Raw genomic sequence first — 17737 nt, forward strand, 5'->3', positions numbered from 1 at the left:
TTTGAAATGTGAGATTTTCTTTTCGTTCCGGTACCGGATCAACCCCACCGGGATGAAACGGGTGACATTTCAACAGGCGTTCAGCTGTCAGGAGGGTTCCCTTCCAGGCGCCGTGTCGTTCAAGGGCCAGTTGGGCAAATGCGGAGCAGGTGGGAACAAATCTGCACGAACCGGGCAGCACAGGAGAGATCCAGCTACGGTAAAACCTGACTGCCGCAAGCATGATAGTTTTCATTGATCCGATGACCCTCTGCTCAGGCCCGCCCTCTTAATAAGGTCTATATACTCCATCTTCATTCTCTCGAAAGTTGCCTCAGAGGCTTTCCGGGTCGCTATGACCACGATATCCTTACCGGGAACAACGCTGTCGCGATTGAACCTTTGAAGCTCCCTGATGCGCCTTTTGATCCGGTTGCGGGTTACAGCGTTCCCTGTTTTCCGTGACACCGTTATCCCGAAACGGGAAGCTGGCAGCTCATTGTCCATAGAAAGAAGGACGAGATAGCGCCCCCCCATTTTCTGCCCTGAGCGCTGTATCTTCAGATAGTTTGTACGTGAACGAACACGTAAGGAGCGGGGAAAGGTGAAATCCAGGGGTTTCAGGATCAAACGGTCAGCCGTTTTCTTCCCTTGGCGCGCCTTCTTTTCAGGATCAACCGTCCGCCCTTGGTCTTCATGCGGAGCCTGAACCCGTGGGTCCTCTTTCTGGAAATATTGCTTGGTTGATAGGTTCTCTTCAAAGCTGTTCCTCCTGGTCCAAATCCCCTTATTACGATACCGGGGGAAAAATTTCTTACTTCATTGGTTTATCTTAATCTCACTGCCCCATCGACCAGGACCGCGAACACCAACACGCCGGCCAGCAAGGGTCTAGAGCCCATGGGTCTTTTAGGCGCAAAAAAAGTGTGGAACGTGCCTATATAACAAAGAACGTACAACAGTACAAGGGAATAGCTTTTTATTTACTTCAATGGCCACAGTTCCTGGATTCAGAACCCAGAACCCAGAACCTAGAACGTAGAATGTAGCACGCAGAATATGCTGATTTCGGATCACGGATCACGGATAACGGATAACGATTCTCGGTTCACCGCTCCTTTTCCCTTGCCTCCCAACGCAGCCTTCTGATATATCACAAGCTTGTCTTTCCGGGGGGAAAACAGTCTGATCAAAAACGCCAACACAAAGACAACATGCGGAAGCATATGGGGCTATTCAAAAAGCAGCCTCTCCACGCCAGAAAGAGCCAGTTAAGTTTTTGTTAAGATGACATTTTTCTGATCTGTTTCCACAAATCTACAGCGTTGGCAAATCGAGGCTAAAATACTGGTAAATAACGATGTAAGCCCATGTTTTTAAACAACTTATAGGCTTTTCCACACCTGTGGAATAGGCTGTGAGTAAATAGCTGCCGCGGGGCCATCCACAATGGTGCCCCAAGGTCTCGGAAATTAAGGTAAAATGAAAGCTCAGCAACTCTGGAACAGAATTCTTGCCGTCCTCAAGGAAGAGGTTAACCCACAGATATTCAACTCCTGGTTCGGGAACCTGATCCCTGCTGACCTGGATGAAACTGGCCTCCTTCTCGAAGCCCCCCACAGCTTTATAAAAGACTGGGTCGAGGAAAACTACATCTCCACCCTGACCAAAATAGCTCAAACGATCACCGGGGAAAACATTTCGGTTCGTATTCAGGTTAATGAAGCACTGGCCCCGCTTTCTGAGGGCACCCAGCAAACACCTGACCCCACCGTCGTCGAACCTCCACCACAACCAGCGGCCCCCGCTCCAACGGCGCCCCAGGTAAACAACCACTCTGCTCTTAACCCAAAATACACCTTCGATACATTTGTTGTCGGAAGCAGCAACCAGTTTGCCCACGCAGCGACTCTGGCCGTGGCAGAGCATCCCGCTCGTTCCTACAACCCCCTGTTCATCTATGGCGGGGTTGGTCTGGGCAAAACACACCTCATGCACGCCATAGGCCACCTTGCTAAAGAGCGGGACCCGAAAGTACATCTATGCTATCTCTCTTCGGAACAGTTTATGAACGAGCTGATCAACAGCCTGCGGTTCGACCGTATGCCGCAATTCCGGGAGAAATTCAGAAACATGGATATCCTTCTCGTAGATGATATCCAGTTTATTGCGGGAAAGGAAAGAACCCAGGAAGAGTTTTTTCACACATTCAACTCTCTTTTTGATTCCCACAAACAGATCGTAGTCTCTTCCGACAAGTTTCCACGGGAGATGCCGGACCTCGAAGAACGCCTGCGCTCCCGCTTTGAATGGGGGCTTATCGCGGACATCCAGGCTCCGGACCTTGAAACCAAGATCGCCATACTTGAGAAAAAAGCAGATATCTCCGGCATCACCCTGCCCCAGGGTGTTGCTCTCTTTCTTGCCGAAAATACAGGATCGAACATCCGGGAACTGGAGGGCTATCTCCAGCGAGTGACAGCGTTTGCGGCATTCGCAAAGACCAAGACCATAAGTATGGATCTGGTTCAGGAGGCCCTCAAAAACCTTCTTGAGCAGAAGAAAAAGGTTATCACTGTTGAGGAGATACAGAAGAACATCGCTGCCTTTTTCAGTACTAAAGTTTCAGACATGAAATCAAAAAAGAAGAACAAGGCGTTCATCAAACCCCGCCACACAGCGATGTTTCTTACACGTCAACTGACAAACCTTTCTCTTCCGGAGATCGGTCGTCATTTCGGAGGCAGGGATCATTCCACGGTTCTTCACGCCATCCAGAAAGTTGATAACATAGCCAAGAACAACCAGGACTTTCAAGATACCCTTGACCGTCTTATCAAGGAACTGGAGGGGAATAACCACGGTTAATCACGTGCCTGGGTGGGTGCGCAATTGCGTAAGTGAGACAATAACAACAATATCTCGCACGCACGTTTTACTCACGCACGAACTCACATGTTATCCCCGCACCCTGTTCTCAACCCTGTTTACAAACCTGTGCATTTCTCTTCCTCCATTTTAAGTTGTGGAACAACCCCACCTTTCCCCGAATAACCCCACAACACAAGCCCTTTACTTTTTATAAATTAATCAAAGCCTTTCGAAGCTTTCCACACAATCCCCAGGGCCTACTACTCCTGCTACTGTTTTTCTTTATAAATAAAATTATAAATATAATTAAAGTGTTAAGTGTTGCTTTACGGTACACCGTTCGTGTAAAATGAGAAGGAATCTATCCTATTTTCACATTTTCAGGCCAGAAAAAAGCCAGAAAACCAGTACAGGTGTGTCTTTTCAGACAACCATAGTGACCAACAATGAAAATTGATGGACTCTAAAAAGCTCATCAGTCAATTTTGCCGTCGGCGGGACGGGGTTGGGGACCAAGCCAAATATGTGGGGCGAATTCACTTCCCCCTGCGCGGGAGTCTTGCATTTGGCGTGACCGCCCAATGCAAGATGAAAAAAGAGATTTTTGGCGAGGTTTTCAAGAGAGAATACTTTCAGAATCACTATAATATTTGTCCCAAACGGGCTGCTGCCCGAGAACAGGAGGGTTGAAGGTGCTGACCTTTTCAGTCAACAGGGAGGATTTCCTTCAAGGGTTGTCCCGCGTTCAGAATATCGTTGAACGGAAAAACACAGTTCCCATTTTGAGTAACGTCCTCATCGATGGAACAGATGACAAACTCAAAATACTTGCTACCGATATGGAAGTAGGTATCAGTGGTTATGTGGATGCATCTATCAAGAGTCAGGGATCTATAACCCTTTCAGCCAGAAAACTTTTCGAGATTATCAAGGAACTTCCTGCTGAAGCGGTCCTGACTGTCCAGGTAAAAGAGGACAACCGTACAGAGATCACCTGCGGGAGTTCCTCTTTTGAGCTGAAAGGCCTTTCTGCACAGGACTATCCAAACCTTCCCACCTACGAAGAGGGTAATTTTCTTACACTTAATGCCGGTAATTTCAAGGAAATGATCAAGAAAACCATCTATGCTGCCTCCACTGATGAGACACGCTATAACCTGACAGGGATCCTCTTCGAAATGGAGGAGAAAAACGGCAGCGGAGTTTTACGACTTGTGGCCACAGACGGTCATCGGCTGGCTCTTGTGGAAAAAGCAGCTGAAGGAAACATCCGACCTGGTGAAAGCGTTGTTATTCCGAGAAAATCTCTCAACGAAGTACGGAAGCTTCTTGAGGAGGGAGAGAACGAAACGGTGGAGGTGGATTTCCAGAAGCAGCATGGAGTTTTCAGAAAAGACTCCATTGTTCTGACCACCCGCCTTATTGATATGTCTTTTCCAAATTATCACCAGGTGGTTCCCGAAGACAGAACCCACGTAGCGGAGATCGACAGGGAAGCCATGATACATGCCATACGACGCGTTTCTCTGCTGTCCTCGGAACGCTCCCGGGCGATAAAGTTCAACTTCGGGGGAGGCAATGTAACTATTCACATTAATAACCCGGATCTGGGGACAGCCACCGAGGCAGTTCCTATTGACTACTCCGGCGATGATATCGAAGTCACCTTTAACGCGCGATATATGCTCGACACCCTTACGTCAATGGATTCAGAGCTTATTGAGTTCGGATTGAAGGACGAACTCAGCCCCTGTGTTGTTTCCCAGAAGGGGGATGAGGATTATTTAGCGGTCATCATGCCTATGCGCATCTGATCATGAGGTTGCAGTGGGTGGACCTGGACCGCTTTCGAAACATGGAGCGGCAGAAAGTACAGCTGCATCCCCGCTACAACCTGCTCCTCGGTCGGAATGGACAAGGGAAGACAAATTTCCTTGAAGCGGTGGGGCACCTTGGGAGTTTGCGCTCCTTCCGGGCGGCGGGCAGAAACGAAATGATAAGGCACGGCGAAAGCATGTGCCGTGTTTCGGGAAGCGTTGCTTCAGAAGGGATGGAGAGAACGCTTGCCTTTGCCCTGACACGCAAGGGGCGCACCCAGCTCCTGGATGAAAAAAAAATAAACTCTCCGGAAGAATACCTGCAGGCCCTGAAGATCGTTCACTTCATTCCTGAAGATGTAGGTCTTGTGGGTGGTTCTCCCGCGTGGCGACGCAGAGTGGTTGATCGTGCGGTTTTCGAGGTCACACCCCACTATGTAACCGAATACAGGAGATATCTCCTGGTATTGCGCCAGAGAAACGCCCTGCTCAGAAAGGGCGGGGCATCGCCAGCGGAGTTGACAAGCTGGAACCACGCACTTGCTTCTACCGGTGCGGTACTGGTGGAGCGGCGACAACGGCTTATAGAGGATCTACGCCCGGTAATGGAAGAGCTTGGCGAGCGGCTCGGGCTGGGCAAGGGGCTTGGCCTGACCTACATCGCCTCCCACAGGGGAGCCGATACAGGAGGTGAGAACCAGGGGGATTATGCCGCGGGGAAAGAGGATCCGATCACAGGACCGGAACTGGGCCACAAGTCCGGCAAGTCCATAGAGGGCAGCATCCTCAAAAGCCTGTCTGACCTGGCTGAGAGGGAGGCCAGAAGCGGGCATACACTGGCGGGACCTCATCGGGATAACATCATTTTTACCCTGGGAAAAAAGAACCCTGACACAGACCTTGCCCGTTACGGCTCTCAGGGACAAAAAAGAAGTGCAGTCCTGGCGTTCAAGTTGGCCCTGGCCGTCATTTTTCACAGGACGATGGGTACATGGCCGCTGATCCTGCTCGACGACGTGGCATCGGAGCTGGATGAAACGAAGAGGAAGGCCCTTGGGAGCATTATACGAGAAACCCAGGCCCAGTGCTTCATCTCCACCACCGGCGAGGAGTATATGTTTCTGCCGGCTGCAGAGGGAAAAGTATTTCAGGTAACCAATGGACGACTGGAACTCTTCGAGGTTCCCCACCTGCCGAATAGTAAAGTAGACCGCTGATCCTGCTTCCGGCAGGACAAATAGCTTGATAGAATCGCAAAAAGTCCAATCCGGGACTTTTCGCTCCACGGAAAGGGAAAAGCGTGGTTTTCCTTTTCCTTACAAATCAATGACTTACGGAGTAAGTCATTGATTTGGGCGCCCCGCGCGGGGCGCATTGATGACTTTTTGCGAAGTCATCAATAGCTTAATTTTGGAGGAATTCGCCCTTGAGCGAGAAAAACACAAAGACCGATATAAAGGGGACCGACAAGAAGTCCACTGCCGGCCCTTCAGGTAAAACAACCGGCAAAAAGATCGCGGCTCCAAAAGAGCAGTATACTGCTGAAAAGATCAAGGTCATGGAAGGCCTTGAGGCCGTTCGTAAAAGACCGTCCATGTATATCGGCAACACCTCCACTGAAGGTCTTCATCATCTTGTCTATGAAGTTGTGGACAACAGCATCGACGAAGCGATGGGGGGCTACTGTGACAACATAGCTGTTACAATTCGAGCCGATAACAGCATCATTGTGGAAGACAACGGCCGAGGTATTCCCGTGGATCTACACAAGAAGATGAAAAAATCGGCAGCGGAAGTGGTCATGACTACCCTGCACGCAGGCGGCAAATTCGAAAACAGCGCATACAAGGTATCCGGTGGGCTCCATGGCGTGGGTGTCTCGGTGGTCAACGCCCTCTCTTCAAAACTTGAGCTGGAGATCTGGAGAGACGGGAAGGTTTATACCCAGAACTATATACGCGGGAAAGCGGAATCAAAGCTGGAGGTTGCGGGAAAGACCCGGAAGCGGGGTACGAAGATAACGTTTTTGCCCGATTCGGAGATCTTCGAAACGGATGAATTTTCTTTTGACATCCTCTCACAGCGCCTGAGAGAGCTCTCTTTTCTCAACGCCGGGATCAAGATCACTATCGAGGATGAGAGGGCCGACAAAAAGAACGAATTCCAGTACAAGGGCGGAATCGAACAGTTTGTGGAGCACCTGAACCGAAACCGCACACCCATCCACCGCAAACCGGTCCATATTCAGGGGGAAAAGGGCGACATTGTTGTTGATATAGCCTTTCAATATAACGACAGCTACAGCGAGAGCATCTTTTCCTACGCCAATAATATCAACACCCACGAGGGCGGGAGCCACATGGTAGGGTTCAAGGCCGCCATGACCCGCACTGTAAATCAGTACGCCGTGTCAAATAACCTTCTCAAGAGCATCTCGGTAGGACTTTCCGGAGACGATATTCGTGAGGGGCTTGCCGCTGTGATCTCGGTCAAACTCCCTGAACCCCAGTTTGAAGGACAGACCAAGACCAAGCTGGGCAACAGTGAGATCAAGGGCATCGTGGAGGTTATGGTCAACGAGATACTGGGTGCTTTCCTTGAGGAAAATCCGGCAGTTGGCCGAAAGATCGTGACCAAGGCCACTGAAGCCGCCAGGGCCCGTGAGGCAGCCAGGAAGGCAAAGGAGTTGACCCGCCGCAAGGGTGCCCTGGATGTGGCGAACCTTCCGGGAAAGCTTGCCGACTGCCAGGCCAAAGACCCGGCCCAGGCCGAAATCTTCCTGGTGGAGGGCGATTCGGCAGGTGGTTCCGCCAAACAGGGTCGTGACAGGCGTACCCAGGCGATACTGCCTCTTCGCGGCAAGATCCTCAATGTGGAAAAGGCCAGGGACGACAAGATGCTTTCCAACCAGGAGATCCGAACAATCATCACCGCCCTGGGGACCGGGTTTGGAGAGGATCTTGATCTGGAGAAGCTCAGGTACCACAAGATCATTATTATGACTGATGCCGACGTAGACGGTTCTCATATTCGCACACTGCTTCTCACTTTTTTCTATAGAAAAATGCCTAAACTTGTGGAACGAGGGTTCCTCTATATCGCCCAACCGCCTCTTTACAGGATCAAGAAGGGGAAGGTGGAACAGTACCTTCAGAATGAAGATGAACTCAACGGCTTCCTGGCACAGCAGGGGGTTCGTGACCTTTCACTGAATGCGCCTGGACTCAAGGAAAAGTTCGAATCATCGAAATTCGCCATGATGTTCGGAAACGCCACCAGGTTCGTTGAGATGATGGGCCGGCTTGAAAGAAGGCGTTTCGATCCTCGTCTTGTTCTGGCTCTCGCACTGGAAGGTGTGGATCGGAAGGTTCTCAAGGACCGCATCATTCTGGGCCGGAAAATGGAGAATGTCGCCACCTACCTTAAGGAGGTGTACCCGGAAGTGGAACCCATGGAGGTTAAGCTTGTTGAGGATGAAGAGCACTCCGGGTGGGTGGCTGTAGTAAATACAAGGAAGAACGGATCAAGATGGAGTACGATGGTGGGGCAGGACCTCATGACGCGGCCCAGCTACCAGGACATGCTGCGATTGGCCAGGGGTCTCAAGATCCTGGGTAGTGAGATGGTCCTTTTAAGCAACGGCTCCCCGAAAGAACCGGAACCGGATGCTGAGAGCGAGGAATCAACAGCTGAAACAGAGAAGATCCCAACTAAAACCAGGTCCAAAGCAAAAACCAAAGCAGGGGCCAAACCTGAAGAAACCGAACTCCTCAGAACCAGGCGGATAAGTGAGCTGGTAGAGTTCGTCCTGGAGCGGGGGGGAAAAGGGGCAAGTTTCCAGCGGTACAAAGGCCTCGGTGAGATGAACCCGGAGCAGTTGTGGGAGACCACCATGAATCCGCAGAATAGAGCCCTTATGAAGGTCACTGTGGAGGATGCCGTAGAGGCAGACGACATCTTCAACACCCTCATGGGGGATGTTGTAGAGCCCCGGCGGGAGTTTATAGAGCGCAACGCGCTTAATGTGAGAAATCTTGATGTGTAAAATTCAGAATTCAGAATTCAGAATTCAGAATTCAGAAAAGCTTCATTCTGGCTCCTGGATTCTGGCTCCTGGATTCCTGGAGAACTAATGAGCGACCTGATCAACACCACCAAAGCACCCATAGAGAACATTAACATCGAAGACGAGATGAGGACTTCCTATCTCGATTACGCCATGAGCGTTATCGTAGGGCGGGCTCTTCCCGATGTGCGTGATGGACTAAAGCCGGTTCACCGCCGCATATTGTACGCCATGCAGGACCTTGGAAACGTTTACAACAAGGCCCATAAAAAATCGGCTCGTATCGTCGGTGATGTTATCGGAAAATACCATCCCCACGGGGACCAGGCTGCCTACGACACCATTGTCCGCATGGCCCAGGACTTTTCCCTTCGCTATCCCCTGATAGACGGCCAGGGCAACTTCGGATCGGTTGATGGGGATTCGGCTGCGGCTATGCGGTATACAGAGATCCGCATGAAGAGGCTGGCCAGTGAACTCATGGAGGACCTGGAAAAAGATACAGTGGAGTACGGGGCCAACTATGACGACACCCTCACAGAGCCCCTTGTGCTGCCCGCAGGGTTTCCCAACCTTCTCGTAAACGGCTCTTCCGGGATCGCAGTGGGAATGGCCACCAATATCCCGCCCCACAACCTTGTTGAAGTCATCAACGCCTGCTTCCTGCTCATCGAAAAGCCGGACGTGTCGGTGGAGGAGCTCATGACGGTTCTACCGGCGCCGGACTTCCCCACGGGGGGGTTCATTTACGGGATTCAGGGCGTTCGGGATGCCTACAGTAAGGGGCGGGGCTCGATACAGATACGTGCCCGTACTGTTATCGAGCGCCACAAAAAGGGCAAATCAGCCATCGTGGTCACAGAGCTGCCCTACCAGGTGAACAAGGCCAGACTCATCGAGAAGATCGCTGAGTTAGTCAAAGAGAAAAAGATCGAGGGGATCTCGGACCTCAGGGACGAATCGGATCGGGATGGGATGCGCATCGTCATCGAACTCAAGCAGGAAGAGGGCGCTGAGATCCTCCTGAACCAGCTTTACAGCCAGACTCAGATGAAGACCACTTTCGGTGTTCAGCTGCTGGCCATCCACCGCAACCAGCCGGTGACCTTCACTTTAAAGCAGGTCCTGGGCCACTTTATCGATTTCAGGGTGGAGGTCGTCACCCGAAGAACCCGCTTCCTGCTCACCAGGGCTGAACAGCGTGCCCATATTCTTGAAGGCTTGAAGATAGCCCTGGACAACATCGATGCGGTGGTCGAATTGATCAGGAAATCCAGGGATGTGCCCACCGCCCGGGAAGGCCTCATGGGCCGTTTCGGGCTCACCGAACTCCAGGCTAACGCTATTCTGGAAATGCGGCTGTCCCGCCTCACCGGCCTGGAGCGGGAGAAAATAGAGCTGGAGCTCAAAGACGTCCTGGCCGAGATCAGCCGGCTAAAGGGAATTCTCTCAGACGAGAAAAAACTGTACGCGGTTATTGTCGAGGAACTCAGGGAAATCAGGGAAAGGTACGGGGACGACAGGCGCACCGAGATCATTCTGGACACCCATGAAATGTCTTTGGAGGATCTCATCGTGGACGAGGAGGTGCTGGTTACCGTTTCCCATGCAGGCTATGTCAAGCGCACCTCCCTTTCCCTTTACCGGTCTCAGCATCGGGGGGGTAAGGGGCTGGCCGGCATGTCCATGAGGGCAGAGGATTTCGCGGAGCATATATTCGTGGCTTCGACACACAGCTATATTCTGTATTTCACCGACCGAGGTCGTGTCCACTGGATGAAGGTGCACGAACTTCCCCAGATGGGCAGGGCTGCCAGGGGCAAAGCCATTATTAACCTTCTCAACCTGGGCGGCGGCGAGGAGGTGACCGCTTTCCTGCCGGTGCGCGAGTTCACTGAGGACCACTTCATCGTCATGGGTACCGAGAAGGGTGTGATCAAGAAGACGGCGCTTAAATCCTATTCCCACCCGAGGGCAGGAGGCATCATTGCGTTGGGATTGGACGAAGGGGATCGACTCATCGCTTCGGCTCTGACTGATGGCAGTCGTCATCTCTTGCTTACCTCAAACCATGGACAAGGAATTCGCTTCAAGGAAACGGACGCTAGACCTATGGGCAGGAGCGCCAGGGGTGTCAGGGGCATTAACCTTGGTAAGGGGGACAAAGTGGTGGGCATGGAGGTAGTCAATGATGCTGCCTATTTGCTCACTGTTACGGAACGCGGTTATGGCAAAAGAACCCCAATGAAGGAGTACAACCCTATCGGCCGTGGAGGGAAGGGTGTCAGGGCGGTCAAGGTGTCGGACAAGATCGGCAACCTGGTTGGGACCCTGCAGGTAGGCAGCGAGGAAGAGATCATGGTTATCACCAACAAGGGGCGGCTTATACGTATCCCGGTGGCGGGGATTTCGGTCTATTCCCGATCCAGCCAGGGAGTCAAGCTGATCGATATGTCCGATGCCCAAGAAAAGGTTGTTTCCGTCGCGCTTATCCAGGAAGGTGAGGATTGAAAGAGTAATACTCGGCGCAGTAACGGGGCGACGAGGCGACCAGGTGAAAAGACGGAACAGTATCGACTGCCCCTTGATGACGATCAGTAGGTGCGTAGAGCGTATCTAAGCACCCAAGCACATTGACACGTAGACAAATCTTTACCAGGGGAGATGCAGAATGGAGGAGAAACGGAGACACAACAGATATCCTGCTTCAGAAATGACCTTTGTGGTTGGCTTCCATGGTCCGGCGCAGGTTATCGATGTAAGCGATAGCGGCATTGGAGTCAGGTATAAGGGATCAGAAGAGCTGCCGGAGGAGATGGTCGTAGACCTTCTGAACGCCACTAAAAGCATCATTATAGACCAAATCCGATGCAAGAAAGTAAGGGATGAGACGGTGGGCAGAGTTGCCGTTTTCAGTTATATTTCGGAACGCAGGCTCGGCCTGGAGTTCCTGGATCCCACCTCGGAGCAGCTGAGCGCCCTGAAGCTGTTTAAAGGTATTGAGAATTGAGAATGGAGGGTTCAGGATTGAGCATTATGATCTACCAGAATCCAGAATCCAGAATCCAGAATGCTCAATGCTGAAAAATGAATTGGGACGAAAAAAGAAAATACCCGCGTTTCAAAGCATCCGACAGCGCCCTGGCTGCAAGCGGAGATGACCCGTACACTCTCATAGACCTGAGTACGGGGGGAGTGGGGATCAGGTTCTGCGGAGATCAGCCAGTGCCAGACGAGATCCCTCTGGACCTTTTTTTCCTCGACAGGGAGCTGGCACTCACCGGTCTTCGGTGTAAAAAAATTTTCGAATCGAGAGTTGACTCAGGCAGGGCCGGCCAGGTGCCGGAGTGGCACGTGGGACTCCAGTTTGAGGACATCGGACCGGAAAAGTTAAAAATACTGAGGTATTTCAGGTGGACTGAGGATTGATCCCACCTGTCTCCATGGATCAATCCCCAGTGTTTGCGTACGTGAGTAAATGAGTGATTGCGTAATTTCCGAACGAAACTCATGATCATCCAGAATAAGGTATAAGTGATGATCTAAAGTCGGCAAGGAAAATGTTGATCTGCAAAGACCCCTATCGTGAGAAAATTTTTCCTTATATCCCTTGTGACTGTTACCGCCATCAGCCTGCTGGCCGTCGGCGTTTTTAATCGCCGCTCACGGGAACAGGTTCTCTACGAGCAGGCCCTGGCGGCATTGGATGAGAACCTTTCCGGTGCCGCCGTGGAGTATCTCACCACGTTCCTGGTCAGGTATCCTGAAAGCGAACTGTACCCTGACGCACTTCATCAGCGAGCCACCATATTTCACCTGTACCAATCAAGATATCTGGAGGCCATTTCCGACCTGAGAGAGCTATTGAACAAGTATCCCTCCAACGAACACGCATTCGAGGCCCGGTGGATAATAGCGGACATTCTGGAGTCGAAAGTTCGGGATTGCCGTCGAGCCATCGTGGAATACCAGCGCCTCATTGACGACTACGATACCGTTGTGGATGATGATCTGTTCCAGTATCATATTGCATCATGTTTCTATGAGATCCTGAACTTTGAGCAGTCGAAACTGGAGTTCTACAAGCTCATTAACAACTATCCGTCCAGCGAACACGTAGATGATTCCTACTATCAGATTGCCAATATCCTTCAGACCCAGGGTGCTCTGGAAGATGCGCGAAATGCTTATCAATTGTACCTTGCACGATATCCGGAAGGGGACTTTTCAGTGGATGCCAAGTTCAACCTTGCCGCAACACTTGAGGAAATGGAGGAGCTTGAGGAGGCCCTCAGAATGTACCAGGAAGTGTTCGAGGAGTACCCCAACAAGGAAGCGGTGAGCTGGAGAATTGAGAAGGTTGCGGACAGGATCCAGAAGCGGGGCAGGTGAAATGGCGTTTGGCGACAGAGTCTTGTGTATGGATCAGGGCACACTACCCACTACCCAGTACCCGGGAGCCAGGAGAAAAACCGTGGCTGCTGATAACCTTTTACTCAACCCTTCTGAATCTGAAAATATTCTCCTGAATCCTGAATCCTGAAATAACCCGGCCACACATTGGACCGGTAGCGAGAGGCCGGCGGCCAATGCAGTTAAAGGAAGAAACCTCACGAAAATTCGGCACACTTCTTTATTTCGGACCCCTCCTTTTTTGTCTCTTTCTCCTGGCCATGGTCTGTGTTTTGCCCACCCGTGCTCACGCCTATTCCAGCGACGTAACACAGGAACTCATTGAACTCATTGGCCAAAAGGATTTTGAAGGAGCACGCGAAAGAATAGAAAAATACCTGGCAAAAGATCCCGATCATATAGACGCCCTCATGATGAAGGGCAACGTCATCCTCAACGAATATGTGCAATCGCTGGCTGACGTGAGTGTGGTTTCTAACAGCAGCGAATCGATCTACGATAACAGTATCGGGATGATGGCCTATCCACGGGAGAAGATGGTTCTTCCAGAAGGCATCACCAGGAAGGTGGCCGAACTTTGGCTCAGATGCCTGGTCCTGGACGGTACCAGGGAGGATATTCACAAGGGTCTGTGCACCATATATGCGAGAGCACTGATGTTGGACGACCTCATCGGGCACATCTCGGTCATGAAGGCCGCCCTTGCGGAAAAAAATCTCATGTACACCATGGGGAGCTACGCTCGCCAGGTAAATGAGCGTGGAGGCTTCGGCCCGGCGACGAAGGTCTATCAGGCGATCCAGGACCTTTATCCGGGTCATGCAGGCGTTATCAGCGATCGGGCAGCAATGCATTTCAGGTTCGGTGATGTTGAAACGGGTGCCCGCCTCATAAGAGCGGCCCTCGTGCAAGGCGCTGGGGATGAGATGATACTTGGCAACGGTGTAAGCATGCTCACCATCGTTGAGGACTATGAAGGGGCTCTGGGTGCGTTCCGGGAGTTGGAAAAAGTAACCGGGGACAACAGGGAGTGGCTCTTATATCGATCCCTGTACAGACAATATATGGGTGAAAAGAGCTGGAAGGATGATCTTGACCAGTTCAAAAACGCAAGGCAGGAAGCAGGTTCGAGTTCCCTGGAACAGTACATGGTGTCCATCGGACAGTTGGAAAAATTTGAACAGTTCGAGGAGGCGATGGAAAAACCGGGACAGACCTGGTCGACCCTATTACTGCATCGCATTGCCATGAAAAAATTTCCCGACAGGTATGAACCGGTTCTATCCTATGCCAACTTCCTGAGCTATCATCGTAATTATCCAAGAGCGATCGAACTTTACAGGAGTTTATTCGAAGGAGCGCTGCAAGGTAAACTCAGCAAAGAGGAAACTGAAAGTGCCGAATTCATCTACGCATGGGCTCTTTACGACAATGGACTTCAAAAAGAAGCAGATCAGCATTGGCAAATGCTGCTGGGAAGCGAACTGTTTTACATCAAAAGCGCAGCAGCCTACTTTCATGGGAAGTACCTCCGTTCCATTGGGAACCTTAAGGAGGCTTATCGGGTCTTCAACCTGGTATCTGCCCGTGCCAGTGAATCCAAATATGCAGCATTGTGTTTAAACGCCGTCACCTCCATGGACGCCGGGAAAAACCGCTTGACACGGTGACGCGGTGAAACGGGGAAAGAGCGAAGGACGAGTTCAGATCTTGGCGTTTGAGGTTTGAAGTGAAACCCTGAACCCGAAACCCCGATCGAAGAACGGCGTGATTTTCCGGAATATAGTGGTATGCTTGTAAAGTGCGATCAAAGCTCAAACGAAAAGGCGGCTGTAAAAATTGACCACAAAGTTTAGCGGGGAAAGTCGCGCGCCATGATCCTGGATTTACTGAAAGGTCGGGAAAAGGAGAAAAAGATCGGCCTGGCTCTTGGCAGCGGCGCAGCGAGAGGGTGGGCTCACATTGGGGTACTCCGGTATCTCAATGAAACGGGTATCAAGGTGGATTACATCGCAGGCACCAGCATGGGTGCTCTCGTGGGAGCTTCCTTCTCCCTCGGAAAATTGGACGCCCTGGAGCAGTTCGCCCTTCACCTGGACTGGCGACAGATCCTCTCTTTCCTTGACGTCACCTTTCCAGTGTCCGGTCTCATCGAAGGAAAAAAGATCTCGGAGTTTGTCCGGGAACACCATGAGGAAACAGTAACTTTGGAGAGGATGCCCATACCCTTTTGCGCAGTTGCCACCGAACTGAACAGCGGCACTGAGGTCTGCCTGAATACCGGTGACCTCCTGGAGGCCATCAGGGCCAGCATTTCCATTCCCGGAATATTTACTCCCGTAAAAAGTGAAGGCAACCTTCTTGTGGACGGAGGCCTGGTAAACCCGGTCCCGGTAAGCGTCGTACGTCAGATGGGTGCAGATTTTGTCGTTGCGGTGGATCTGAGTCATTATTTTCCCAAAATCGATGATGGGGGCCATCACCTTGCTCCAGAGGAAGAAACCCCAGGGCCTGAAGAGATCGACACCGACCAGAGCGACCGCACGGGCGTGCTTGGGCTGGTGAACGACCTCAAGGAGAGAGCCTCTCTTTTCAAGGCCCAATCCCTGTTGCGGAACTGGACGAAAAAAGAGCCCACACTCAACATATTCGAGGTGACTCTCAGCTCCCTTAACGTTATGCAGGCACAAATAGCCAGGGCCTCGTTGGCTCTTGATCGGCCGGACGTGCTCATACAGCCCAAATTGAACCACATAGGCTTCATGGAGTTCAACCGGTCTCGGGAAACCATAGCAGAGGGATACTTGCAGGCGCGGATTCAACTAAAAGGACAAGGATAAAGTGAAAACTCATCGCTCTCACATGCTTGAGAAGCTGAAAAAAGGAACAATTTTCGACTTGCTGGTTGTAGGAGGAGGAGCCACCGGATGCGGTGTCGCCCTTGATGCCGCAAGCCGGGGATTGACCGTGGCCCTGGTGGAAAAGAACGATCTCGCCGAGGGGACCAGCGGGAGAAGTACCAAGCTGCTTCACGGTGGTGTGCGGTATCTTGAGTCAGCGGTAAAACATCTGGACCCGGTTCAATACCACCTGGTGAGGGATGCCCTTAAGGAAAGGGGGGTCCTGCTGCGCCTGGCACCCCACCTGTGTCACTGCCTGCCTCTGATAACGCCCCTCTATAAATGGATGGAGGTCCCCTACATACTGGCGGGCCTCAAACTCTACGACCTTCTGGCAGGATCCGCAGGGATCGGTAACAGCCGTCTCCTGGGTCGTTCCAGGGCCCTGGAACGGTTCCCCATGCTTCACGCCAAGGGTCTCAAGGCCGGAGTGCTCTATTATGATGGCCAGTTCAACGATGCCAGAATGTCTGTGAGCATCGCACTGGCTGCCTCACAGCACGGTGCCACGATAGCCAACCATTTGGGGGTGGAAGGGCTTAACAAGGAAAATGGCAAAATCACTGGCGTGGTGGTCAAGGATGGCATCAGCGGTGAATCGTGGGACATAGGCGCCCGTGTTGTGATCAATGCCACAGGTCCCTTTGCAGACAGCGTGCGGCGCATGGACGATGCGGGCTCCCGGCCCATGCTCAAAGCCTCCTCCGGTACTCACATTGTCCTCGACAAGCGTTTTGCTCCACCGGACACCGGGTTGCTTATCCCCAAAACAGAGGATGGGAGGGTCTTGTTCGTCCTCCCGTGGGAAGGGCACGCCCTGGTGGGCACTACAGACGAGCCAGCCGAGGTGTCAGAACACCCAAGACCAATGGAGGAGGAGATAGACTACCTCATCCACTATATCTGCAAGTATTTTGATCTTCAGTTCTCCCGAAGCGACATTAAGTCAGCGTGGTCAGGGCTCCGGCCCCTGGTCTCCGATCCCCGAAAATCGGACACGGCGAAGTTGTCCCGGGATCACGTGCTCGAGGAAAGTCCCGCCGGACTTCTCACCATCGCCGGAGGAAAGTGGACAACCTACCGTAAAATGGCCTGCGACACGGTGGACCATGCGGTGAAAAAGTTCAATCTTCGCCAGGTAAATGGCTGCAGGACCGACAGCATACCCTTAAATGGCGGGGCTGATTTCCACGCGGATGGGGGAGTGCAGCTGGCTGAGGCCTACGGGATAGACCCCGCCATAGCTGAGCACCTGAACAGGGCATACGGGGACCAGGCACGATCGGTCGTCGAGGTCGGTGAAGAGGGTTTAGGGGGCACCCTTGCAGAAGGGCATCCATATCTTGAAGCGGAAGTGTTGTGGGCCGTGAGACATGAGATGGCCTGCCGGGCCATGGATGTACTGGCAAGACGCACACCCCTGGCCCTTCTCGATAAGGCAGCGGCAGCATCAGCTGCCGGCTGTACCATCGATATCATGGCCAAAGAGTTAAACTGGGACTCCGACCGATGCCGGGAGGAGAAGCAGCTGGTTCAGGAGCGACTGACGTCGGCAATCTGAGCAGTTGTTGTCTGTCATTTTTTCTTTGTTTAATTTGGCAGATGTGTTAAAAAGACTAGCCCGCTAGGCCTGACCGGGAAGGAAGAAGCCTTACCGGCAGGCCGCTCGGATGAGTCATCCTGCGGAACTA

At 52.0% G+C, this 17737-nt stretch carries 13 protein-coding genes and 1 pseudogene; 11 read left to right on the forward strand and 3 right to left on the reverse strand.

The features are described from left to right. Nucleotides 1-13: 13 nt before the first annotated feature. The 3 genes and pseudogenes from yidD to rpmH form a co-directional block, all read right to left on the reverse strand. A pseudogene (gene yidD, locus P1S59_01615) lies at nucleotides 14-235 on the reverse strand (membrane protein insertion efficiency factor YidD). Then, entirely contained in the window at nucleotides 232-609 is a 378-nt protein-coding gene (gene rnpA / locus P1S59_01620) for a ribonuclease P protein component (GenBank protein MDF1524954.1), read from the reverse strand. The pseudogene yidD and the gene rnpA overlap by 4 nt, the downstream one beginning before the upstream one ends. Next, on the reverse strand, nucleotides 606-740 hold the full coding sequence (gene rpmH, locus P1S59_01625) for a 50S ribosomal protein L34 (GenBank protein ID MDF1524955.1): 135 nt from the start codon (nucleotides 738-740) through the stop codon (nucleotides 606-608). Before rpmH ends, rnpA begins: the two co-directional genes overlap by 4 nt. A gap of 721 nt (nucleotides 741-1461) precedes the next feature. Between rpmH and dnaA the strand changes: the two genes are divergently transcribed. The 11 genes from dnaA to P1S59_01680 all read left to right on the forward strand — a co-directional run bounded on the left by dnaA (nucleotide 1462) and on the right by P1S59_01680 (nucleotide 17607). Further along, nucleotides 1462-2847, forward strand: a complete 1386-nt coding sequence (gene dnaA, locus P1S59_01630; GenBank protein ID MDF1524956.1) for a chromosomal replication initiator protein DnaA — start codon at nucleotides 1462-1464, stop codon at nucleotides 2845-2847. 695 nt (nucleotides 2848-3542) lie between these two features. After that, a complete protein-coding gene (gene dnaN, locus P1S59_01635; GenBank protein MDF1524957.1) occupies nucleotides 3543-4664 on the forward strand; it encodes a DNA polymerase III subunit beta in 1122 nt (373 codons plus the stop codon). 2 nt (nucleotides 4665-4666) lie between these two features. Next, entirely contained in the window at nucleotides 4667-5884 is a 1218-nt protein-coding gene (gene recF, locus P1S59_01640; protein MDF1524958.1) for a DNA replication and repair protein RecF, read from the forward strand. Between the two features lie 296 nt (nucleotides 5885-6180). Next, on the forward strand, nucleotides 6181-8712 hold the full coding sequence (gene gyrB, locus P1S59_01645; protein ID MDF1524959.1) for a DNA topoisomerase (ATP-hydrolyzing) subunit B: 2532 nt from the start codon (nucleotides 6181-6183) through the stop codon (nucleotides 8710-8712). An 87-nt stretch (nucleotides 8713-8799) separates the two neighbouring features. Then, nucleotides 8800-11244, forward strand: a complete 2445-nt coding sequence (gyrA, locus tag P1S59_01650) for a DNA gyrase subunit A (protein MDF1524960.1) — start codon at nucleotides 8800-8802, stop codon at nucleotides 11242-11244. A gap of 160 nt (nucleotides 11245-11404) precedes the next feature. Beyond that, nucleotides 11405-11743 carry a PilZ domain-containing protein gene (locus tag P1S59_01655; protein ID MDF1524961.1) on the forward strand — a complete coding sequence of 113 codons (339 nt, stop codon included), beginning with the start codon at nucleotides 11405-11407 and terminating at the stop codon, nucleotides 11741-11743. 77 nt (nucleotides 11744-11820) lie between these two features. Beyond that, on the forward strand, nucleotides 11821-12162 hold the full coding sequence (locus P1S59_01660; GenBank protein ID MDF1524962.1) for a PilZ domain-containing protein: 342 nt from the start codon (nucleotides 11821-11823) through the stop codon (nucleotides 12160-12162). 156 nt (nucleotides 12163-12318) lie between these two features. Continuing rightward, nucleotides 12319-13125 carry a tetratricopeptide repeat protein gene (locus P1S59_01665; GenBank protein ID MDF1524963.1) on the forward strand — a complete coding sequence of 269 codons (807 nt, stop codon included), beginning with the start codon at nucleotides 12319-12321 and terminating at the stop codon, nucleotides 13123-13125. A 197-nt stretch (nucleotides 13126-13322) separates the two neighbouring features. Then, complete coding sequence (locus tag P1S59_01670; protein MDF1524964.1) at nucleotides 13323-14816, forward strand: hypothetical protein; 1494 nt, start codon at nucleotides 13323-13325, stop codon at nucleotides 14814-14816. A 204-nt stretch (nucleotides 14817-15020) separates the two neighbouring features. After that, nucleotides 15021-15986, forward strand: a complete 966-nt coding sequence (locus P1S59_01675; protein ID MDF1524965.1) for a patatin-like phospholipase family protein — start codon at nucleotides 15021-15023, stop codon at nucleotides 15984-15986. A gap of 22 nt (nucleotides 15987-16008) precedes the next feature. Next, nucleotides 16009-17607, forward strand: coding sequence for an FAD-dependent oxidoreductase (locus tag P1S59_01680; protein ID MDF1524966.1), 1599 nt, complete (start codon nucleotides 16009-16011; stop codon nucleotides 17605-17607). The last annotated feature ends 130 nt before the right edge of the window (nucleotides 17608-17737 follow it).

This window comes from bacterium, from assembly GCA_029210965.1.
Lineage (GTDB): Bacteria > BMS3Abin14 > BMS3Abin14 > BMS3Abin14 > BMS3Abin14 > JALHUC01.

Excerpts from the sequence above, each read along its gene's own strand:
- dnaA (MDF1524956.1), top strand. The coding sequence starts at position 1,462 with ATGAAAGCTCAGCAACTCTGGAACAGAATTCTTGCCGTCCTCAAGGAA.
- recF (MDF1524958.1), top strand. The coding sequence starts at position 4,667 with ATGAGGTTGCAGTGGGTGGACCTGGACCGCTTTCGAAACATGGAGCGG.
- gyrA (MDF1524960.1), top strand. The coding sequence starts at position 8,800 with ATGAGCGACCTGATCAACACCACCAAAGCACCCATAGAGAACATTAAC.
- P1S59_01655 (MDF1524961.1), top strand. The coding sequence starts at position 11,405 with ATGGAGGAGAAACGGAGACACAACAGATATCCTGCTTCAGAAATGACC.
- P1S59_01660 (MDF1524962.1), top strand. The coding sequence starts at position 11,821 with ATGAATTGGGACGAAAAAAGAAAATACCCGCGTTTCAAAGCATCCGAC.
- P1S59_01670 (MDF1524964.1), top strand. The coding sequence starts at position 13,323 with ATGCAGTTAAAGGAAGAAACCTCACGAAAATTCGGCACACTTCTTTAT.
- P1S59_01675 (MDF1524965.1), top strand. The coding sequence starts at position 15,021 with ATGATCCTGGATTTACTGAAAGGTCGGGAAAAGGAGAAAAAGATCGGC.
- P1S59_01680 (MDF1524966.1), top strand. The coding sequence starts at position 16,009 with ATGCTTGAGAAGCTGAAAAAAGGAACAATTTTCGACTTGCTGGTTGTA.